We start from the raw sequence: 21,062 nt of genomic DNA, 5'->3' as shown, positions 1-21,062 counted from the left end.
CGCGGAGACGCCCCGCGAGGAGCGCGCGCGCGCCGACCGCCCGCGCGAGGATCGCGGCCGGGCGGAGCCGGCGCGGCGGCGCGAGCGCGACGATCTCGGCCCGCCGGTGCGCGGCTTCGGCGACGCCGTGCCCGCCTTCATGCTGATCCCCATCCCCCGGCCGCGCCGCGACGCCGCCGCCGAGGCGGAGCAGGAGGCCGCCTGAGGCGGGCGCGCCGTTGCCCGCCCGGCGGGGCGGGCGCAGACTTGCACCATGGGACGGGCGGCGCCACGCCGCCACGGCCGAGGAGGAGCCAATGAACGTCGCCACCCCGCCCGCCGGCCAGGCGCGGCGCAGCCTGCCCGCCTTCCGCTGGGAGGACCCGCTGCTTCTCGACGAGCTGCTGACCGAGGAGGAGCGGATGGTGCGCGATGCCGCGCACCAGTTCTGCCAGGAGAAGCTGCTCCCCCGCGTGCTGGAGGCCAACCGGCACGAGCGCTTCGACCGCGAGATCATGAACGAGTTCGGGGAGATGGGCTTCCTCGGCGCCACGCTGGAAGGCTATGGCTGCGCCGGCGTCTCCTACGTCGCCTACGGGCTGATGGCGCGCGAGGTGGAGCGGGTGGATTCCGGCTACCGCTCCGCCTTCTCCGTGCAGTCCTCCCTCGTGATGTATCCGATCCACGCCTTCGGCTCGGAGGAGCAGAGGCAGAAGTACCTGCCGAAGCTGCGCACCGGCGAATGGGTCGGCTGCTTCGGCCTCACTGAGCCGGATGCCGGCTCCGACCCCTCCTCCATGCGCACGCGCGCGAAGAAGGTGGACGGAGGCTACCTCCTGTCCGGCTCCAAGACCTGGATCACCAACTCCCCGATCGCCGATGTCTGCGTGGTCTGGGCCAAGGACGACGAGGGGGTGCTGCGCGGCTTCCTGCTTGAGCGGGGGATGAAGGGCCTCTCCACGCCGAAGATCGAGGGCAAGTTCAGCCTGCGCGCCTCGGTCACCGGCATGATCATGATGGACGAGGTGTTCGTCCCCGAGGAGAACCGCCTGCCGGGGGTGAAGTCCCTCGCCGGGCCCTTCTCCTGCCTCAACCGCGCCCGCTACGGCATCGCCTGGGGCGCGATGGGCGCGGCCGAGTTCTGCATGCACGCGGCGCGGGAGTACACGCTGAACCGGAAGATGTTCGGCCGCCCGCTGGCCAACACCCAGCTCATCCAGAAGAAGCTCGCCGACATGCAGACCGAGATCGCCCTCGGCCTGCAGGCGGTGCTGCGCGTCGGCCGGCTGTTCGACGAGGGCCGCGCGGCGCCGGAGATGATCTCCCTGGTCAAGCGCAACAATTGCGGCAAGGCGCTCGACATCGCCCGCGTCGCGCGCGACATGCACGGCGGCAACGGCATCGTGGACGAGTACCACGTGATCCGCCACGTCATGAACCTCGAGACGGTGAACACCTACGAGGGCACGCACGACGTGCACGCGCTGATCCTCGGCCGCGCCATCACCGGCCTCAACGCCTTCGGGGCCTGATCCGGGCGGGGCGGCGCCCGCCGCCCCCCATCCCCCATGTCCGACACCCTGACCGAGCTGACGATCGAGGCGATGGGCGCCGCGGGGGACGGCATCGCCCGCCTGCCCGGCGGTGCGGACTGCTTCGTCGTCGGTGCCCTGCCGGGGGAGCGGGTGCGCGCCCGCCCCCTTCCCGGCCGCGCCGTACCGGCCGAGGCGGTGACGCGGCCGAGCCCCGAGCGCGTGGCGCCGCCCTGCACGCATTTCGGCGCCTGCGGTGGCTGCGCGCTGCAGCACTGGGCGGAGGCGCCCTGCGCTGACTGGAAGCGCGCCCGGCTGGCGGAGGCGCTGGCCCGCGCCGGCGCGCCGGACGCGCCGGTGGCGCCGCTCCGTCTCAGCCCGCCGGGCACGCGCCGCCGCGCCGACCTGGCGCTGCGCCGCGGGCCGGGCGGCGTGGCCGTCGGCTTCCATGCCCGAGGCGACGTCGCCGTGGTGGACCTCGCCGAATGCCATGTGCTCGATCCGCGGCTCGTGGCGCTGCTGCCGCCGCTGCGCGCGGCGCTGCGCGGCCTTGCCGCGCTGCGGCGGGAGGGTTCGGCGGTGCTGAATCTGCTGGAGACCGGCCCGGACCTGCTGCTGCGCACCGACGGGGTGCTGGACGCCGCCGGGCGGGCCGCCCTCGCCGCCTTCGCCGCCGCCCATGGCCTGCCGCGCGTCGCCTGGGCCCGGGGCAGCGGGGCGCCGGAGGTGGCGGCGCAGCATGGCCCGGCGCTGATCCGCTTCGCCGGCGTGCCGGTGAGCCCTCCCCCCGGCGCCTTCCTGCAGGCGACGCCGGAGGGGGAGGCCGCGATCGTCGAGGCGGTACTGGCGGCGCTGCCGGAAAGGCTGCCGGCGCGGGCGCGCATCGCGGAGCTCTACGCCGGGGTTGGCACGCTGAGCTTCCCCCTCGCCGCCCGCGCCCGCATCGCCGCCTTCGAGGGCGCGGCGGAGGCGGTGGCGGCGCTCTCCGCCGCGGCCCGCCAGGCGGGAGCGCGGGTGGAGGCGGCGCGGCGCGACCTGGCGCGCCAGCCGCTGCTGCCGAAGGAGCTCGCGCCCTTCGCCGCGGTGGTGCTGGACCCGCCCTTCGCCGGCGCGGCGGAGCAGGTGGGGCTGATCGCCCGGGCGCGGGTGCCGCTGGTGGTCTACGTCTCCTGCAACCCGGCGGCGCTGGCGCGCGACGCGCGGGCGCTGCTCGGCGCCGGCTACCGGGTGCGACAAGCGGTGCCGGTGGACCAGTTCCGCTGGTCGACGCATCTCGAATCGGTCATCGCCTTCGGCCTGTGACCGGCGCCGGTCGCGCTTGATTCGCGGCGCGGCGGGGCCACCCTCTGCGGCGGGAGGAACCCTGCCATGCATGAGCCCGTCCGCCGCCGCGCCGCCTTCGCCGGTCTCTCGGCCGCCACCGCCGCCGCGCTCGGCATGCCCGGGTTGATCGGACGCGCCGCGCGGGCCCAGGCCCCGGCCGCGCCCGCCCAGGCGCCCGGCTTCCACCGCTTCCGCCTCGGCGGCTTCACCGTCACCATGGTGCATGACGGCGCGCGGCCGCAGCCGCTCGACGGCTTCGTGCAGAACGCGCCGATCGAGGAGGTGCGGCAGGTGTTGGCGGAGAGCTTTCTGCCCACCGACCGCCTGCGCATCCCCTTCACCGCCCTCGTGGTGGACACCGGGCGCAACCTGGTGCTGATGGACACCGGCAACGGTCCGCAGCAGCAGCAGGACGCGACGGTGGGCCTCCTGCAGCGGAACCTCAGCGCCGCGGGCATCGACCCGGCGCGGGTGGACACGGTGCTGATCAGCCACTTCCACGGCGACCACATCAACGGCCTGCTCGATGCCCAGGGCGGGCGCGCCTTCCCCGAGGCCGAGATCGTGGTGCCGGAGGCGGAATGGCGCTGGTGGACCGATGCCGGCAACGAGGGCCGCTCGCCCGAGCGCCAGCGCCCCACCTTCGCCAACACCGCGAGGCGCTTCGCCCCCTATCAGGGCAGGGTCCGCCAGATCGGCGACGGCGCCGAGGCGGTGCCGGGCATCCGCGCCGTCGCCGCGCATGGCCACACGCCGGGCCACACCGCCTTCCACGTGGCGGATGGCGGGGCGGAGATGATCTACGTCGCCGACACCACGAACCGGCCGGAACTGCTGGCGCGGCGCCCCGGCTTCCACATCGTCTTCGACTTCGACCCAGCGGCAGCCGAGGCGACGCGCCGGCGCCTCTACGACCGCATCGCCACCGACCGCATCCGCCTCGCCGGCTTCCACTTCCCCTTCCCCGCCCATGGCTACCTGGCGAAGGAGGGCGATGGCTACCGCTTCGTGCCCGCGGACTGGTCGGAGGCGGTCTGATACGGCCGGGGCACGGCCAGCCCCGGCCGATGAATGCGGCCGCTGCCATGAGACCCGCCGCCTCCCGCCGCGCGGAGAAGCCGCCATGCGCCGCCTGCCCCTGACCGTCCTCGCCGGTGCGCTCGGCCTGCTGTGCGCCTCCCCCGCCGGGGCGCGCAGCGGGGTGTTCCTGGGTTTCGGGATCACCCATCCGCCGCCGCCCGGCTGGTACCATCCGGTTCCACCGCCCCCGGCCTGGCCCGGCTACGGCTACTACCTGCCGCCGCCGCCCGCCTCCTGCCGCGCCGGGGCCTGGGTCTGCCCGCTGCCGGTGCCCGCGCGGCCCGGAGATGCCTGCGCCTGCCCCACGCCCGGCGGGCTGGCCTGGGGCCGGGTCGAGGGCTGACACGGCCGGTGGGCCGCACGAGGCGGTCCTCGGCGGGTCCCGAAGATGGATCGGCGCCGGGGTGCGGCCTTCCGCACCGGCCGCGGGTCAGGCCGCGGCGCTGTCCACCACCTCCCACCCCTTCTGGCGGAGCGGCACCTCGATCTCGCAGTACAGGCCGCCGCGCCGCCAGAGGCGCGTCACCGTGCCGCCGAGCTGGATGCGGATGGTCTGCTCCAGCACGCGCGAGCCGAAGCCGCGATGGCCGGGCGCGGCCGGGATCTCCGGCCCCCCCTGCTCCTGCCACAGGATGCGCAGCCGACCGCGCGCCGTGTCCAGGCCCCAGGTGACGGAGAGCCTGCCCTCGGGCCGCGACAGCGCGCCGTATTTCAGCGCGTTGGTCGCCAGCTCGTGCAGGGCCATGCACAGCGGCTGCGCCGCCTCGGCCCCGATCGTCACCGGCGGGCCGGACAGGGTGGCATAGGGGGCGCCGGGGGTCTCCACCAGGAAGGGCGCCAGCTCGCCCTCCAGCAGGGGCCGCAGCTCCGCCCCCTGCCAGCGCCGGCGCGCGAGCGCGGTCTGGGCGCGGGCCAGCGCCGCGACGCGCCCCTCGACCACGCGGATCAGCTCGGCCGGCGTGTCGGCGCGGGAGAGCCGCAGCGCCGCCTGCACCACGGCGAGCGCGTTCTTGGCGCGGTGGTCCACCTCGCGCCGCAGCAGCTCGTTGCGCTCCTCCGCCCGCTTGCGCTCGGTGATGTCCATGGCGACGCCGATCAGGCGCGCCGGGCCACCGGCCTCGCGGCGGACCATGCCATGGGCGGCGATCCAGCGCTCCTCGCCGTCGGAGCGGCGGATGACGCGGTATTCCACCTGGTAGAGGCCGTCCCCGCCGGGGGCCGCGGCGCGGCGGATCGCCTGCCTGCGCCGCCGCCGGTCCTCGGGGTGCAACCCCTCCAGGAGCAGCCGGCGGGTGATCGGCACGCCCTCCGGCACCCCCCACAGCGCGCGCATGACGGCATCCCACTCGACGCGGCCGGTGCGGAATTCGTGGTCGAAGATGCCGATGCCCGCGGCCTGCTGCGCCAGGCGCAGCCGCGCCTCGCTTTCCGCCAGCGCCGCCTCGGCCCGCTTGCGGGCGGTGATGTCGAGCGCCACGCCCATGATGCGCCGCGGCAGCGGCCGGTGCTCCGGATGGGGCTCCGCCTCGCCGCGCACCAGCAGCCAGCGCATGGCGCCGTCCGCGCGCAGGATGCGGAACTCGCGCTCGAAGACGCCGCCCCGGGCGGCAAGGCGGCGGATGGCGAGGAGCACGGCCCGCCGGTCCTCCGGGTGCAGGCGGGCGTGCAGCGCGGCGGGCTCCGGCGGCTCGTCCGGCGAGAGGTCGAACAGCAGGCACAGCGCCTCGGTGGCGGCGATGCGGCCTTCCTGCGTCAGCTCGAAGGGAACGACGCCGCTCGCCTCCTGCGCGCGGCGCAGCCAGGCCTCGCTGGTGCGGAGTGCGTCCTCCACCCGGCGCTGGCCGGTGATGTCGGTGCGGTAGCTGACCACGGGGCCGGGCGCGCCGGTCAGCGGGTCACGGCGCAGGATCCAGTGCGCGGCGGTGATGACCAGGGTGCCGTCCTTGTGGCGCTGGCGCAGCTCGCCATGCCACTCCCCGGTCTCCTGCAGGCTGCGGATGGCCGGCCAGCGCCCTCCTACCGGCCATTCGGTGCGCAGCAGCTCCCCGGCGCGGCGGCCCAGCGCCTCGGCGGCGGTGAAGCCGAACAGCCGCTCCGCGCCGGCCGACCAGTAGGTGATGGTGCCGTCGAGCTCGAAGACGATGCTCGGCGCGAGGTCCAGGAGCTCGGTCAGCTCGGCGAGCCGGCCGGTGCGCTCCGCCACGCGCTGCTCCAGCAGGCTGTTCGCCTCGACCAGGCTGGCCTCGCCGCGGCGGACCATCAGCGCCAGCACCAGCAGCAGCGCCGCCGCGGGCAGGGCAATGGCGAGCTGGGGCATCACCAGCGCGCGCCACTGCGCGAGGATCGCATCGTGCGGCCGGACGGCCACGGCATAGGCGGGGAAGCCCGCGACCTGCCGGATGGCGACCTGCCTGCCTCCCTCCCCCGGCGGGGAAGACCCGGCGAGGGCGGCTGCGACCGCGTCGCGGACCGCCGCATGCAGGGGGCTGGCTGCGGGAATGGGAGGAAGTCGCGCCGCGCCGCTGTGCGCAAGCCAGTGACCATCGGCACCGAGCAGGGCGAGCGCGTCGTCCTCCGCATGCAGCAGGCGGCGCAGGCCCGTGGCCAGGGGGGCGGGTCCCAGGGCGAAGGCGACCATGCCAGCGCCCACCTCCCGGGCAAGGACAAGAAGTGGGCCGGTCCCCTCCCGCGCCGGGATCCGGCCGAGGCGGATCGTCCCCCCCTTGGCCTCGCCGAGGGGGATCACCTCATTCCAGGCGACGCCGCGCTCCCCCCGCGATGCGGGGAAGGCTTCCACCTCCAGCAGCGACGCGCCTTCCCGGCCGAAAAACAGGGCGGCGCGGAGCCCGGGCATATCCCCGGCGAGGCGGAGGATGGCCTCGCGCAGCTCGGCCTCGCGGGCACGGATCTCCGCCTCCGGGAGGCCACGTAGCAGGTCGTCCACCCGCGCGACGGCGGCCTCGTGGAGGTCGAGCACGCGCCGCGCGTATTCGGCGGCCGCGTCGGCGCTGCGGATGAGATCGGCGGCGGCGTCGCGCCAGACCTCGCGCCAAGCGATGTAGGCGCCGACGCCGAGATTCGCGAGCGGCATCAGGATGGCGCCGATCAGCAGGGCGAGGCTGGCGACATGCCCCGGACGGCGCGGGACGGCGCCGCCCGGCTTGGCGCCGGAATCGGCGGGGCACGCGGACGAGGAGGCAAGCAGGCCCCCAAGAGCCCGTTTAAGTTGCATAACCCGCAGCCTAGCGCAGGCTTGAATCGGCTGCCGATGGTTCTCGGGCGCGTGAGGCTCGCCTCACCGGCTCGTGATAAACGGTATGGAAACGAATACTCCGCCCGGCATCCGTCAGAACGGGATGTCGTCGTCGAGGTCGCCGCCCTTCGGACGGTCCCAGCCACCCCGGCCGCCGCCGCGCTCGCGCTCCCCGCTGCCGAAGCCGGAGGGGGAGCGGGCCGGGCGGTCGCCGCCCTCGGGGGCCTCCGCCCCGCCGCCGCGGCCGTCGAGCAGGGTGAGTTCGCCGCGGAAGCGGCTCAGCACCACCTCGGTGGTGTAGCGCTCCTGACCCTGCTGGTCGGTCCATTTGCGGGTCTGCAGGCTGCCCTCGACATAGACCTTGCTGCCCTTGCGCAGGTACTTCTCGGCGATGTCGGCCAGGTTCTCGTTGAAGATGGCCACGTTGTGCCATTCGGTGCGCTCCTGGCGCTCCCCGCTCTGGCGGTCCTTCCAGGTCTCGCTGGTGGCGATGCGCAGGTTGACCACCTTCGCCCCGGACTGGGTATTCCGCACCTCCGGGTCCCGCCCCAGATTGCCGACGAGAATGACCTTGTTGACGCTGCCGGCCATGCCGATCTGATCCTCGATTCCGTGCTCAACCCTACCCGCCCGGACCCCCTCGGGCCAGCGGCGGGAGCGCATGGGCACCCCATGCGCCTTCGGGTACGGGAACCCCTTCCCGCCGTGCCAGTATGCTGGCAAACAGCCGCGAACACAATGTGAACCTGGGGCCCTCCCGGCCCCGCGGAGCGCGCCGATGGATGGACCCCTCCCCCCCGCGCCGGCCGCCGGCGCCTCGCTCGCCGGCGGCTGGCTGCGCATCCGCGGGGCCAGGACCCACAACCTCAGGAACCTCGACCTCGACATCCCGAAGGGCACGCTGACGGTCATCACCGGCCTGTCCGGCTCCGGCAAGTCCTCGCTTGCCTTCGACACCATCTACGCCGAGGGGCAGCGGCGCTACGTCGAGAGCCTCTCGGCCTATGCGCGGCAGTTCCTGCAGCTGATGCAGAAGCCCGACGTGGATTCCATCGAGGGCCTGTCGCCGGCGATCTCCATCGAGCAGAAGACCACCAGCCACAACCCGCGCTCCACGGTCGGCACGGTCACCGAGATCCACGACTACATGCGCCTGCTCTGGGCGCGGGTCGGCGTGCCGCATTCGCCGGCCACCGGCCTGCCGATCGAGGCGCAGACGGTGAGCCAGATGGTGGACCGCATCCTGGCCATGCCCGAGGGGACGCGCCTGCTGCTGCTCGCCCCCGTGGTGCGCGGCAAGAAGGGCGAGTACCGCAAGGAGCTGGCGGAATGGCAGCGCCGCGGCTTCGAGCGGGTGAAGGTGGACGGCACGCTGCGCCTGATCGGCGAGGTGCCTGCGCTCAACAAGAAGCTGAAGCACGACATCGAGGTGGTGGTGGACCGCGTGGTGGTGCGGGAGGGCATCGCGCCCCGCCTCGCCGACAGCCTGGAGACCGCGCTGGCCCTGGCCGACGGCATCGCCTACGCCGAGAACGCCGACAGCGGCGAGCGCACCGTGTTCAGCGCCAAATTCGCCTGCCCCGTCTCCGGCTTCAGCATCGAGGAGATCGAGCCGCGGCTGTTCAGCTTCAACAGCCCGCAGGGCGCCTGCCCGCAATGCGACGGCCTCGGCACCCAGACCTTCTTCGACCCGATGCTGGTGGTGCCGGACGAGGCGCGCAGCCTCGCGGAAGGCGCCATCGCCCCCTGGTCCGGCGCCGCATCGCCCTATTACGACCAGACGCTGGAGAGCCTGGCGCGGCACTTCAGGGTCTCCACCGCCACCCCCTGGGGCGACCTGCCGGCCAAGGTGCGCCACGCCATCCTGCACGGCACCGGCGAGGAGGTGGTGACGCTGCGCTACAAGGACGGGCTGCGCAGCTACAATGTCGAGAAGCCCTTCGAGGGCGTGCTGCCCAACCTGGAGCGCCGCTTCCGCGAGACCGACAACCCCTGGGTGCGCGAGGATCTCGCGCGCTACCAGGCGGAAAAGCCCTGCCCCGCCTGCGGCGGCCACCGCCTGAAGCCCGAGGCGCTGGCGGTGAAGGTGGCCGGGAAGCACATCGGCGAGGCGAGCGAGCTCTCCATCCGCCGCGCGCGCGAATGGTTCGCCGGCGTCGCCGGGACGCTGACGCCGCAGCGGCAGGAGATCGCGCGCCGCATCCTGCGCGAGATCGAGGAGCGGCTGCAGTTCCTCGTGGATGTCGGGCTCGACTACCTCTCGCTCGGCCGCTCCTCGGCCACGCTGTCGGGCGGCGAGAGCCAGCGCATCCGCCTCGCCTCGCAGATCGGCAGCGGCCTGACCGGCGTGCTCTACGTGCTGGACGAGCCCTCGATCGGCCTGCACCAGCGCGACAATGCGAGGCTGCTGGCGACGCTGAAGCGCCTGCGCGACCTCGGCAACACCGTGCTGGTGGTGGAGCACGACGAGGACGCGATCCGCGCCGCCGACCACCTGGTGGACATCGGCCCCGGCGCCGGCGCCGGCGGCGGGCGGGTGGTGGCGCAGGGCACGCCGGCGGAGGTGGCGGCCAATCCGGCGAGCCTCACCGGCGACTACCTCGCCGGGCGCCGCGCCATCCCGCTGCCGGTGGCGCGGCGCAAGGCGGACCGCAGGCGCATGCTGCGCGTCGTCGGCGCCTCCGGCAACAACCTCAAGGGCGTGACCGCCGAATTCCCGCTCGGCACCTTCACTTGCGTCACCGGCGTCTCCGGCGGCGGCAAGTCCACCCTGGTGATCGAGACGCTGTACAAGGCCGCGGCGCGCCGGCTGATGGGCGCCGGCACCGTGCCCGCGCCGCACGAGCGGATCGAGGGGTTGGAGGCGCTCGACAAGATCATCGACATCGACCAGTCGCCGATCGGCCGCACGCCGCGCTCCAACCCCGCCACCTACACCGGCCTGTTCGCGCCGATCCGCGACTGGTTCGCGGAACTGCCGGAGAGCCGCGCCCGCGGCTACAAGCCCGGCCGGTTCTCCTTCAACGTCAAGGGCGGGCGCTGCGAGGCCTGCCAGGGCGACGGCGTGCTGAAGATCGAGATGCACTTCCTGCCCGACGTCTACGTCACCTGCGACGCCTGCAAGGGCAGGCGCTACAACCGCGAGACGCTGGAGGTGCGGTTCCGCGGCAAGTCCATCGCCGACGTGCTGGAGATGACGGTGGACGAGGCGGTGGCGTTCTTCTCCGCGGTGCCCGCCATCCACGACCGGCTGAAGGTGCTGCGGGAGGTCGGGCTCGGCTACATCCATCTCGGCCAGCAGGCGACCACGCTCTCCGGCGGCGAGGCGCAGCGCATCAAGCTGGCGAAGGAGCTCTCCCGCCGCGCCACCGGCCGCACCCTCTACATCCTGGACGAGCCGACCACCGGCCTGCACTTCGAGGACGTGCGCAAGCTGCTCGAGGTGCTGCACGCGCTGGTGGAGGCGGGCAACACGGTCGTGGTGATCGAGCACAACCTCGAGGTCATCAAGACCGCCGACTGGATCCTCGATCTCGGCCCCGAGGGGGGCGACGGCGGCGGGCGCATCGTCGCCGCCGGCACGCCGGAGCAGGTGGCAGCGGCCGAGGGCAGCCACACCGGCCGCTTCCTCGCCCCGCTGCTGGCGCGCGAGGCGCCGCGGCGCGAGCGCTGGCGGGCCTAACCCCGCTTGCCCCTCCCGCCCGGTCCTGCGAGGCTGCGCGGGACGGGAGGGAGCGGACCGCATGGCGCTTGCGCTTTTCGACCTCACTGGCCGCCGCGCGCTGGTGACGGGATCGAGCCGCGGGATCGGGCTCGCGCTGGCGCGCGGCGTGGCCGGGGCCGGCGCGACGGCGGTGCTGAACGGGCGCGACCCCGCCGCCCTGGAGGCCGCAGCCGAGGCGCTGCGGCGGGACGGGCTGGCGGTGGAGACCGCCGCCTTCGACGTCACCGACCCGGCGGCGGTGGAGGCGGCGGTGGCGCGCATCGAGGCCGAGCGGGGCCCGATCGACATCCTGTTCAACAACGCCGGGGTCAACCTGCGCGCCCCGCTCGACGAGATGCCGGACGAGACCTGGCGCGCGGTGCTCGCCACCAACCTCGACAGCGCCTTCTACTGCGCCCGCGCCGTGGCGAGGCGGATGATCCCGCGCCGGCGGGGGAAGATCATCAATACCTGCTCGGTGATGAGCCGCCTGGCGCGCCCGACCACCGGCGCCTACGCCACCACCAAGGGCGCGCTGATGATGCTGACGCGCGCCATGTGCGCGGACTGGGCGCGGCACGGCATCCAGGCCAACGCCATCGCCCCCGGCTACTTCGCCACCGAGCTGACGGCGCCGCTGCGCGCCGACCCCGCCTTCAACGAGTGGCTCTGCCGTCGCACCCCGGCCGGCCGCTGGGGAGAGCTGCCGGAGCTGATGGGGGCGGCGGTCTTCCTCGCCTCCGACGCCTCCAGCTACGTCAACGGGCACCTGCTCTACGTGGATGGCGGCATGACGGCGGTGGTCTGATACCCGGCTTGACGCGGGCACGCCACGGGAGGACCTTGCGCGCCTTCGCAGCCGCGAGAGAGGCAGCAATGACCGAGGGAGGGACAAGCCGCCCATGAGCATCAACGGCAAGGCGTACATCGTGGGTGCCTTCGAGCACCCGATCCGCAAGGCCGACGACAAGTCCGTCGCGCAGCTCCACGCCGAGGTCGCCTACGGGGCGCTGCAGGATGCGGGCCTCTCCAAGGACGACATCGACGGCTACTTCTGCACCGGCGCCGCGCCGGGCCTCGGCCCGCTCAACATGGCGGACTATCTGGGCCTGACCAAGCTGCGCCATTTCGACAGCACGGATATCGGCGGCTCCTCCTACGTCATGCATGTCGGGCACGCGGCGGAGGCGATCGCGCTCGGCCTCTGCGACATCGCCCTGATCACGCTGGCCGGCCGGCCGCGGGCGGAGGCGATGGCCACCGGCACCGCGCCGCGGAGCTGGGGCGTGAACGTGCCCGACGATCCGTTCGAGATCCCCTACGGCCGCACCGTCGCCAACGCCTACGCCATGGTGGCGATGCGCCACATGCACGAGTTCGGCACTACCAGCGAGCAGCTCGCCTGGATCAAGGTTGCGGCCAGCCACCACGCGCAGCACAACCCGCACGCCATGCTGCCGAAGGTGGTCACGGTCGAGGATGTGGTGAACTCGCCGATGATCTCCGATCCGCTGCACCGGCTCGACTGCTGCGTCATCTCCGACGGCGGCGGCGCCCTGATCGTGGCGCGGCCAGAGATCGCGAAGTCGCTCAAGCGCCCGCTGGTCAAGGTGCGCGGGCATGGCGAGGCGACCAAGAACCAGAACGCCGGCTACACCGACCTCACCTACTCCGCCGCCGTCTGGTCCGGCCCTCGCGCCTTCGAGGAGGCGGGGGTGAAGCCCTCCGACATCCAGTACGCCTCGATCTACGACAGCTTCACCATCACGGTGCTGGTGCAGCTCGAGGATCTCGGCTTCTGCAAGAAGGGCGAGGGCGGCAAGTTCGTCGCCGACGGCAACCTGATCTCGGGCGTGGGCAAGCTACCCTTCAACACCGATGGCGGCGGCCTCTGCAACAACCACCCGGCCAACCGCGGCGGCATGACCAAGGTGATCGAGGCGGTGCGCCAGCTCCGCGGCGAGGCGCATCCGAAGGTCCAGGTGCCGAACTGCACCCTGGCGCTGGCGCACGGCACGGGCGGCCTGCTCGGCACACGCCACGGCAGCGCCACCGTGATCCTGGAGCGGGAGTGAGATCGATGCCGACGATGGCCAGCAACCGGGCGATCCCTGCGCCGCAGGTGGACCCGACCAACAAGCCCTATTTCGACGCCGCGCGCGAGGGGCGGCTGCTGATCGGCCGCTGCAAGGACACCGGCAGGTACTTCTGGTATCCGCGCGGCTGCTCCCCCTTCACCCTCTCCAACAACGTGGAGCTGGTGCAGGCGAAGGGCACCGGCACGATCTACACCTACACGGTGATGCGCACCAAGGAGCCCTACTGCGTCGCCTATGTCGAGCTCGACGAGGGCGTGCGCGTCTTCACCAACATCGTGGACTGCGATCTCGACACGGTGCGCATCGGCCAGCGGGTGAAGGTGGTGTTCAAGCCGACCCAGGGCGACGGCCCGCCGGCGACCATGTTCACGCCGGCCTAGAAAGCGCCTGATCCGCGCAGGCGAGGCCGCCGGAGCGGCGGAGCAGCCGCCCGGGAAGGAGCGGAAGCGCGGTCCGTTCCGGAGGCCGCGGCGGGGGAGAGAGGCCCTCCCCCGCGAAGGCGCGCCGGGCTCAAGGCCGCGCTTCCAGAACCATGTTGAACGGCGTCTCGGCGGCGCGCCGCACCTGGCGGAAGCCGCCCGCGGCGATGACCTCGCGCAGCCTCGCCTCGCCCGCCTGCGCGCCAAGCGCGGCGCCCACCTCCTGCGACAGCGAGGTGGGCAGGCAGACCATCGTCGAGGCCCCGTAGTAGAGGCGCCCGACGGGGTTGAGGTTGTCCTCCAGGCGGTCGCCGGCGATCGGCTCCACGATCATCCACGTGCCGTCCGGCTTGAGCATGCGGCGGACATGCGCCGCCGCCCCCGCGGGATCGCCCATGTCGTGCAGGCAGTCGAAGAAGGTCACGAGATCGAAGCCGTCGTCGGGGATCTCCTTGGCGATCCCGACCTCGAAGCGGGTGTTGGCCTCGACGCCGTGCTCGCGGGCATGCGCGCGCGCATCCTCGATCGAGGGTTCGTGGTAGTCGTAGCCCACGAAGCGGCTCTTCGGGAACGCCTTGGCCATGATGACGGTGGACCAGCCGCAGCCGCAGCCCACATCGGCCACCGTGGCTCCCTGCTCCAGCCTGGCCTGCACGCCGTCGAGGGCGGGCAGCCACTGCTGGACAAGGTTGTTCTGGTAGCCGGGGCGGAAGAAGCGGGCGGTGGCGCAGAACATGCACTGCAGGTCGCCCCAGGGAACGCCGCCGCCGGTCCTGAACGCCTCCTCGACCCTGCCCTGGTTCTTCTGCATGGCGGCCATCAGGTCGAAGGCCCCCATCAGGTTCACGGGGCTGTCCTCGACGACGAAGACCATCGCCTGCTCGGGCGTCAGGGTGAAGCGCCCGCTCCGCGGATCGTAGTCGAGGTAGCCGGCCGCGGCGTTGTGCGAGAGCCATTCTCGAAGATACCGCTCATGTACCCGGGTCCTGCCCGCCAGCTCCCCCGGGGTCATCGGGCCGCCGGCGTGCAGGGCCTTGTAGAGGCCGAGCGTATCGCCGATCCGCACCAGGGGGACGCTCACCGCCCCGCCCAGATCGCCCAGCATCCTGCCGATGAACTGGTTCAGCCGGTCCGTATCGATGTCCATGGGACATCTCCCCGCATCCCGGCCGCGGCCAATGAATGGCTCGCCGAATTATTGTAAAGGATATCCGAATGGCCGCGATCCTGCCATGAAAAAACCTGCCTCGGATCAGAATCCGAAGCGTCGTTACAGTGTGGGCAAGCAATCCATCCGGTTTTGCCTGGCGGGATGTAAGCAACTACCAGGATTTGAGCGGCCTTCTCATCGGCACGATCTGGGCGGCCCCGGAATGCGGCGGCACCCGGCCGGAGGGAGGGCCCGCGCCACGGGCAGGCGGGGCGCCTTCGCCATCCCCCTCCTTCCGCAGCCGGGCGGACCGGCGGTTGCGCGCCGGCCGGCCACGGCCTAGCTCTCTCCGGCGATCGAGGGAGGCTGCGCATGTCCGCGACCCATGCCCAACCCGGCGACAACGCCCCGCCGGTCCTGCGCCGGGACGAGGGGGCGGTGGCGACCCTCACCCTGAACCGGCCGCATTCGCGCAACAGCCTCTCCCGCGACATGCTGGCGGCGCTGCAGGCGGCGCTGGACGAGGTGGGGCGGGAGGAGGGCATCCGCTGCGTCGTCCTCGCCGCCGAGGGGCCTGCCTTCTCCGCCGGTCACGACCTCAAGGAGCTCACCGCGCACCGCGGCGATCCGGATGGCGGCCGCGGCTTCTTCGCCGAGTGCTTCGCCGAGTGCAGCCGCCTGATGCAGAGCGTGGTCGGCCTGCCGCAGCCCGTCATCGCCGCGGTCGAAGGCATCGCCACCGCCGCCGGATGCCAGCTCGCCGCGAGCTGCGACCTGGTCGTGGCGTCCGAAACGGCGAAATTCGGCACCTCCGGCATCAATGCCGGCCTCTTCTGCTCGACCCCTGGCGTCGCCGTCGGCCGCGTCGTGCCGCGCAAGGCGGCGATGGAGCTGCTGCTGCTGGGCGACCTGGTGCCGGCTGCCGAGGCGCAGCGCATGGGCCTCGTCAACCGGGTGGTACCCGCCGGACAGGCCCTGCCGGAGGCGGTCGCCCTGGCGCGGCGCGTCGCCGGACATTCCGGCGTGGCGCTCCGGCTCGGCAAGCGCGGCTTCAACACGCAGATGGGCCTGCCGCTCGACCGCGCCTATGAGGAGGCGTCGGCGGTGATGGTCGAGAACCTGCTGGCCGAGGATGCCGCCGAGGGCATCAGCGCCTTCCTCGGCAAGCGCCGCCCCGAATGGCGGCACCGCTGAAGGGAGAGGCGCGCGCCATGGCCGCAGCGGACTACGACACCGGGCTCGACCGCAATCCCGCCAACCACCAGCCCCTGACACCGCTGCTGTTCCTCGAGCGCGCCGCCGCGGTGTTCCCGGATCACCTGGCGGTGGTGCACGGCGCGCTGCGCCGCCCCTATCGCGAGCTGCGCGAGCGCTGCGTGCGGCTGGCCAGCGCCCTGGCCCGGCGCGGCATCGGCCGCGGCGACACGGTGGCGGCGATCCTGCCCAACATCCCCGAGATGCTGGAATGCCACTACGGGGTGCCGATGGCGGGCGCGGTGCTGAACACCATCAACACCCGCCTCGACGCCGACACCATCGCCTACATCCTCGACCATGGCGAGGCCAAGGCGGTGGTGGTGGACCGGGAGTTCGTCCCGCTGCTGCGCGTCGCCCTCTCCCTGACCAGGAGGGAGAGCCCGCTCGTGGTGGAGGTGGAGGATGCGGAGGCGCCGGAGGCGGCGCGGGCCAACACCATGGGCGGCCTCGCCTACGAGGCGCTGCTGGCGGAGGGCGATCCGGACTGGGCCTGGCCGCTGCCGCGCGACGAGTGGGACGCGATCACGCTGAACTACACCTCCGGCACCACCGGGCGGCCGAAGGGCGTGGTCTATCACCACCGCGGCGCGCATCTGCTGGCGGTGGGCAACGTGCTCTCCTCCGGCATGGGGCGGCAGCCGGTCTATCTGTGGACGCTGCCGATGTTCCACTGCAACGGCTGGTGCTTCCCCTGGACGGTCTGCGCCGTGGCCGGCACGCATGTCTGCCTGCGCGCGGTGCGCGGCCCCGCCATGTGGTCGCTGATGGCCGAGCACGGCGTCACCCACATGTGCGGCGCGCCGGTGGTGATGGCGACGCTGCTGGACACGCCCGCGGCGGAGAAGCGCCCCCTGCCCCGCCAGGTGCAGTTCGTCGTCGCCGGCGCGCCGCCGCCCGAGGCGGTGCTCGCCGCGATGCGCGAGGCGGGCTTCGCCGTGCTGCACGTCTATGGCCTCACCGAGGTCTACGGCCCCGCCGTGGTCAACGAGTGGCACCGGGAGTGGGACGCGCTGCCGCGGCCCGATCAGGCGCGGCTGATGGCGCGCCAGGGCGTGCGCTACCTGGCGCTGGAGGGGCTGGAGGTGATGGACCCCGCCTCCATGCGCCCGGTGCCCGCCGACGGCGCGACCCTCGGCGAGGTGATGATGCGCGGCAACGTGGTGATGAAGGGCTACCTGAAGGACCGCGAGGCGACGGAACGCGCCTTCGCCGGCGGCTGGTTCCACACCGGCGACCTCGCGGTGAGGCACCCGGACGGCTACATCCAGCTCAAGGACCGTTCCAAGGACATCATCATCTCCGGCGGCGAGAACATCTCCTCGATCGAGGTGGAGGACACGCTCTACAGGCACCCGGCCGTCGCGCTGGCGGCCGTGGTGGCGAAGCCCGACGCGAAATGGGGCGAGGTGCCCTGCGCCTTCGTCGAGCTCAAGCCCGGCGCGCGGGCCACCGAGCAGGAGCTGATCGCCTTCTGCCGCGAGCGGCTGGCCGGCTTCAAGACGCCGAAGCAGGTGGTGTTCACCGAGCTGCCGCGCACCTCCACCGGCAAGATCCAGAAGCACGTGCTGCGCGCACGGGTGCGGGAGGGCTGATCCGGCCGGCGGCTGCCCGGCTCATCCGGGCAGGCACGCGGCAGCTCCGATCGGCGCCCGCCACGGCCTCGGCACCGGTCAAGGACCGGTGCCGCCGGCATCAGGCGGCGCTCGCCCGGTGGGGCAAACCCTGCCCGCCGCCCGCCGTTGCGCTGCGGATGAGCAGATCCGCCGTCTCCGCCCTGGTCCTCGCCGCCTGCCTCGGCCTGCTGCTGGTGCTGGCGCCGCAGATCCCGCTCGCGCTGTTCGGCGCGGCGATGCTCGCCGTGGTCTGGCGCACCGCCGGCGCCGCCATCGCGCGGCGGACCGGCCTCGGCGAGGGCATGGCGACGGCCGGGGTGATGGCCCTGGTCGGCCTCGCCCTCGCCGCCGGTCTCGTCTTCGGCGCGGCGATGCTGGTGGAGCAGTGGTCCGACCTGATGCGGCTGCTGCCCCGCGGCCTCGAGGCGGTGCGGGAGCTGCTCGCCGGCCTGCCGGGCGGGGAGGCGCTGCTCGGCGCCGCCGAGGACTTCCTGCGGGAGGGGCCGGAGGACGCGGCGGGGGTGCTGGCGCGGCTCGGCCTCGGCACGGCGAACGCCCTGCTCGCCGTCCTGCTCGTGCTGGTCGCCTCGGTCTATCTCGCCGCCATGCCCGGCCTCTACCAGGCGGGGCTGGTCCGCCTCTTCGCCCCGCCGCTGCGGGAGGAGGCGCGCATCGCGCTCGGCGCGGGCGGGCGGGCGCTGCGCGGCTGGCTCTGGGCCAAGGGCGTCTCCATGCTGGTGATCTTCCTCGGCGTCTGGGCCGGGCTGACCCTGATCGGCATGCCGAACGCCTTCGCCCTCGCGGTGATCGCGGGCCTGTTCGAGTTCGTGCCCTATGTCGGGGCGATCGCCTCGGCGGTGCCGGCGCTGCTCGTGGCGCTGGCGGCCGGGGGCGACATGGTGCTCTGGGTGCTCGCCCTCTACCTCGCCGTGCAAGCGATCGAGGCGAATGTGGTCGAGCCCCTGGCGCAGTATGCCGGCGCGCGGGTGCCGCCGGTCCTGGTGCTGGCCTCGCAGACCCTGATGGGCCTGCTGTTCGGCCTGCCCGGGATCATCCTGGCCACGCCGCTCGTGGCGACCCTGCTCGGCATCATCCGCTGCAGCTATGTGGAGCGCTGGCTGGAAGCGCCGGAACCGCCGCCGCCCGCCTGAGCGGGTCGCCGGCTACCACGCCCGCGCCTCGGCCAGCCAGCGCCGCCCCGCCTCGTCCGCGCCGGAGGGCAGCGGCGCCTCCTGCCCCGCCATCCAGGCCAGGATGTCGCGGGCCACCGTCGCCCGCCCGCTGTCGCGCAGCAGCAGGTGGTGCCCCTGCGGATAGAAGGCGAGGCGCACCGCCCCACCCTGCGGCAGGGCGGCGAGCAGGCGGCGCACCGGGCGCTCGGGCACGATGCGGTCGCGGCCGCCATACAGCACCAGCGCCGGCCCGCGGAAGCGGGGCGCCGCCTCCAGGGCGTCGTCCATCAGGTTGACCAGGCCATAGACCAGGTCCACCCGGAACTCCTTCGCGGTCAGCGGGTCGCGCGACCAGCGGCGCATCGCCGCCTCGTTGTCGGTGGGGGAGAAGCCGGGGGCGGAGCCGCTGAAGCCCACCGCCGGGATGGCGCGGGAGGCGACCTCCAGCGTCGCCCTGGCGAACCGGCTCATCCCCGCCCGGCCGCGCACGCCGGGCGCCATGAGGATGTAGCCTTCCGCCGGCGGCGGATCGGCGGAGGTGGCGGCGACCAGCAGCACCGCCGCCCCCATGCTCTCGCCCAGCAGGAACACCGGCACGCCGGGATGGCGCGCCCTGAGCAGCCGCGTCACCGCCGCGGCGTCCCCGGCCAGCGTGTCGCCGCCCGGCCACAGGCCCCGGTGCGGGGCGGCGCCGAACCCCCTCTGGTCGTAGGCGTAGAGGGCCACCCCGTGCCCGGTGAACAGCGGTGCCGGCAGGTCGAAGGCGTTGGTCGAGTAGTCCCCGAAGCCGTGCAGCCCGAGCAGGATCGCGCGCGGCGGCCCGTCCGGCAGCCAGGCCTCGTAGGGCAGCCGCGCGCCGTCCGGCATGATGAAGGCGTCGCGGGTGATGGCGGGCGGCCCGAAGGGCGGACCGGCGGGGATGGTGACGGGCGTGCACGCCGCCGCGCCGAGTCCGAGCCCGCCGAGGAGCAGCCGGCGCCTCAGCATGGGGCGGAGGATGCCCGCAAGGGGTGGCGGGGGGCGCCGGCCCAGGGGCTAGGTCGCGTCAGGGCACCGCCCCCGGGCCGGCCCCGGCCGGGACGGTCGTGGGACGAGGTACGGGCCGCCGCCCGTTCCGGCATCGCCCCGGTGCCGTGGCCGGCCCCCCCGGATGGGGGCGGCCGGCGGGGGTGGCGCTCGGCTCTGGCGCTCATTCCTTTCAGCGATCCGGCACAGGATGGCGCCCTGCCCCGCCCGAGGCAAGCCGGGCGGCGCGGCGGTCACGCTTCCCCGCCGCGCAGGGCCCGCAGGCGGGCGAGGCACGCCTCGCGCCCGGCGGTGCAGCCGCCTTCGAGCCACCAGCGGCGGACCGCGCCGAGCAGCGCGCCGACCCGTGGCCCCGGCGGGACGCCCTCGGCCAGCACATCCCTCCCCTGCAGGGGGAAGACCGGCCGCGGCATGGCCGCGATCCGTGCCGCGAGCCCCGCCCAGTCCCCCGGCGGATCGGCGTCGCCTCCCGCCGCCGCCTGGGCGGCAAGCCAGGAGCGGACCAGCAGCGTCTCCCCCTCCGTCTCCGCCAGCCCCCGGCGCAGCGCCGCCTCCTCCGCCCCGGGGTCCAGCGTCGGCCCGCGCAGATAGCCGGCGAGGCGCTCCGCCTCCTCCCGCGACAGGCGCAGCCGCGCAGCGAGGCGGGTGGGATCGGCCCCCTCCCCGAGCAGGGCCGCGAGGCGCGGCAGCGGCGCCTGCGGGCAGGGGGAGCGGAGATAGGCGACGAGCCGCCCCTGCCGCCCCGCCTCCGGCAGCACCGCGCCCAGAACCCCCGTTTTCGCCATCAGCGCCAGCGCGCCCGACGGGTTCGGCGCCTCCAGCAGGCGCTTGATCTCGGCCCAGATCCGCTCCGCCGAAAGACGGGCGAGGCCGGGCACGGCAGCACGGATGGCGGCGAGCGCCTCCGCATCCGGCGCGCCCCGGCCGTAGCGGGCGTGGAAGCGGAAGAAGCGGAGGGCACGGAGATAATCCTCCGCGAGGCGCCGGGCCGGTTCGCCGACGAAGCGCACCCGCCCGGCGGCGAGGTCCTCCCGTCCCCCGAAATAGTCCCACAGCCAGCCCTCGGCCGAGAGCGACATGGCGTTGATGGTGAAGTCGCGCCGCGCCGCGTCCTCGCGCCAGTCGGTGGTCCATTCCACCTCGGCGTGCCGGCCGTCGGTGGTGATGTCGCGGCGCAGGCTGGTCACCTCCACCGGCATGCCGGCGAGCACTGCCGTCACCGTGCCATGGGAGAGGCCGGTCTCGAACACGCTGAGCCCCGCGGCGCGCAGCCGCGCGGCGATGCGCTCGGGCGGCAGCGGCGCGGCGATGTCCACATCCTGCACCGGCAGCCCGGCCAGCGCGTCGCGCACCGCCCCGCCCACGGCGCGCGCGCCCGGCAGGGCGGCGAGCACCGCCGCCGGGGCCGGGCAGGCCAGGATCGGCGGAGGTGCGATGCGTGCCACGGGCGGGTCCG

Annotated in this window: 16 protein-coding genes and 1 pseudogene; 12 read left to right on the top strand and 5 right to left on the bottom strand. The window is 73.8% G+C overall.

Annotated features, from left to right (window positions below):
* The 5 genes and pseudogenes from ET526_RS13310 to ET526_RS13290 all read left to right on the top strand — a co-directional run.
* A pseudogene (locus ET526_RS13310) lies at window positions 1–205 on the top strand (hypothetical protein); the annotation flags it as partial.
* Between the two features lie 91 nt (window positions 206–296).
* Window positions 297–1,511, top strand: coding sequence for an acyl-CoA dehydrogenase (locus tag ET526_RS13305; RefSeq protein WP_135468195.1), 1,215 nt, complete (start codon window positions 297–299; stop codon window positions 1,509–1,511).
* A gap of 36 nt (window positions 1,512–1,547) precedes the next feature.
* Window positions 1,548–2,813: a class I SAM-dependent RNA methyltransferase gene (locus ET526_RS13300; RefSeq protein ID WP_192898693.1), complete on the top strand. Its 1,266-nt coding sequence runs from the start codon at window positions 1,548–1,550 to the stop codon at window positions 2,811–2,813.
* A 66-nt stretch (window positions 2,814–2,879) separates the two neighbouring features.
* On the top strand, window positions 2,880–3,872 hold the full coding sequence (locus ET526_RS13295) for an MBL fold metallo-hydrolase (protein ID WP_135468194.1): 993 nt from the start codon (window positions 2,880–2,882) through the stop codon (window positions 3,870–3,872).
* Between the two features lie 85 nt (window positions 3,873–3,957).
* On the top strand, window positions 3,958–4,257 hold the full coding sequence (locus tag ET526_RS13290) for a hypothetical protein (RefSeq protein WP_135468193.1): 300 nt from the start codon (window positions 3,958–3,960) through the stop codon (window positions 4,255–4,257).
* An 87-nt stretch (window positions 4,258–4,344) separates the two neighbouring features.
* Here ET526_RS13290 and ET526_RS13285 read toward each other — a convergent pair whose 3' ends face one another.
* Both ET526_RS13285 and ssb read right to left on the bottom strand, forming a co-directional pair.
* Window positions 4,345–7,005: a PAS domain S-box protein gene (locus tag ET526_RS13285; protein ID WP_135468192.1), complete on the bottom strand. Its 2,661-nt coding sequence runs from the start codon at window positions 7,003–7,005 to the stop codon at window positions 4,345–4,347.
* Window positions 7,006–7,260: 255 nt separating this feature from the next.
* Window positions 7,261–7,758, bottom strand: coding sequence for a single-stranded DNA-binding protein (gene ssb, locus ET526_RS13280; protein WP_135468191.1), 498 nt, complete (start codon window positions 7,756–7,758; stop codon window positions 7,261–7,263).
* A 187-nt stretch (window positions 7,759–7,945) separates the two neighbouring features.
* On the opposite strand from ssb, the gene uvrA reads away from it, so the two are divergent.
* The 4 genes from uvrA (at window position 7,946) to ET526_RS13260 (ending at window position 13,349) form a co-directional block, all read left to right on the top strand.
* Window positions 7,946–10,849 (top strand): excinuclease ABC subunit UvrA, encoded by a 2,904-nt coding sequence (gene uvrA, locus ET526_RS13275; protein WP_135468190.1) that lies wholly within the window; start codon window positions 7,946–7,948, stop codon window positions 10,847–10,849.
* Window positions 10,850–10,910: 61 nt separating this feature from the next.
* Window positions 10,911–11,678 carry an SDR family oxidoreductase gene (locus ET526_RS13270; RefSeq protein WP_135468189.1) on the top strand — a complete coding sequence of 256 codons (768 nt, stop codon included), beginning with the start codon at window positions 10,911–10,913 and terminating at the stop codon, window positions 11,676–11,678.
* A gap of 94 nt (window positions 11,679–11,772) precedes the next feature.
* A complete protein-coding gene (locus ET526_RS13265) occupies window positions 11,773–12,945 on the top strand; it encodes a thiolase domain-containing protein (protein WP_135468188.1) in 1,173 nt (390 codons plus the stop codon).
* A 5-nt stretch (window positions 12,946–12,950) separates the two neighbouring features.
* Window positions 12,951–13,349, top strand: a complete 399-nt coding sequence (locus ET526_RS13260) for a Zn-ribbon domain-containing OB-fold protein (RefSeq protein ID WP_135468187.1) — start codon at window positions 12,951–12,953, stop codon at window positions 13,347–13,349.
* Window positions 13,350–13,479: 130 nt separating this feature from the next.
* On the opposite strand, the gene ET526_RS13255 is transcribed toward ET526_RS13260, so the two are convergent.
* The gene (locus tag ET526_RS13255; RefSeq protein ID WP_135468186.1) at window positions 13,480–14,535 is read right to left on the bottom strand and encodes a class I SAM-dependent methyltransferase; all 1,056 of its coding nucleotides are present in this window, start codon (window positions 14,533–14,535) and stop codon (window positions 13,480–13,482) included.
* 375 nt (window positions 14,536–14,910) lie between these two features.
* Here ET526_RS13255 and ET526_RS13250 point away from each other — a divergent pair, with 375 nt between their 5' ends.
* The 3 genes from ET526_RS13250 (at window position 14,911) to ET526_RS13240 (ending at window position 18,559) form a co-directional block, all read left to right on the top strand.
* On the top strand, window positions 14,911–15,732 hold the full coding sequence (locus ET526_RS13250) for an enoyl-CoA hydratase (RefSeq protein ID WP_135468185.1): 822 nt from the start codon (window positions 14,911–14,913) through the stop codon (window positions 15,730–15,732).
* Between the two features lie 17 nt (window positions 15,733–15,749).
* Window positions 15,750–17,387 carry an acyl-CoA synthetase gene (locus ET526_RS13245; RefSeq protein ID WP_135468184.1) on the top strand — a complete coding sequence of 546 codons (1,638 nt, stop codon included), beginning with the start codon at window positions 15,750–15,752 and terminating at the stop codon, window positions 17,385–17,387.
* A gap of 158 nt (window positions 17,388–17,545) precedes the next feature.
* Entirely contained in the window at window positions 17,546–18,559 is a 1,014-nt protein-coding gene (locus ET526_RS13240; protein WP_135468183.1) for an AI-2E family transporter, read from the top strand.
* A gap of 12 nt (window positions 18,560–18,571) precedes the next feature.
* Here ET526_RS13240 and ET526_RS13235 read toward each other — a convergent pair whose 3' ends face one another.
* Together ET526_RS13235 and ET526_RS13230 are read right to left on the bottom strand one after the other, a co-directional pair.
* Window positions 18,572–19,567 carry an alpha/beta fold hydrolase gene (locus ET526_RS13235; protein ID WP_135468182.1) on the bottom strand — a complete coding sequence of 332 codons (996 nt, stop codon included), beginning with the start codon at window positions 19,565–19,567 and terminating at the stop codon, window positions 18,572–18,574.
* Between the two features lie 272 nt (window positions 19,568–19,839).
* Window positions 19,840–21,051: a CCA tRNA nucleotidyltransferase gene (locus ET526_RS13230; RefSeq protein ID WP_240048388.1), complete on the bottom strand. Its 1,212-nt coding sequence runs from the start codon at window positions 21,049–21,051 to the stop codon at window positions 19,840–19,842.
* Window positions 21,052–21,062: the final 11 nt, after the last annotated feature.

The sequence above is a fragment of the Crenalkalicoccus roseus genome, assembly GCF_004761865.1.
Taxonomy (GTDB): Bacteria; Pseudomonadota; Alphaproteobacteria; order Acetobacterales; family Acetobacteraceae; genus Crenalkalicoccus; species Crenalkalicoccus roseus.
The sequence above is the reverse complement of the archived record's forward strand: the minus strand, read 5'-3'. Positions and strand labels throughout refer to the sequence as shown.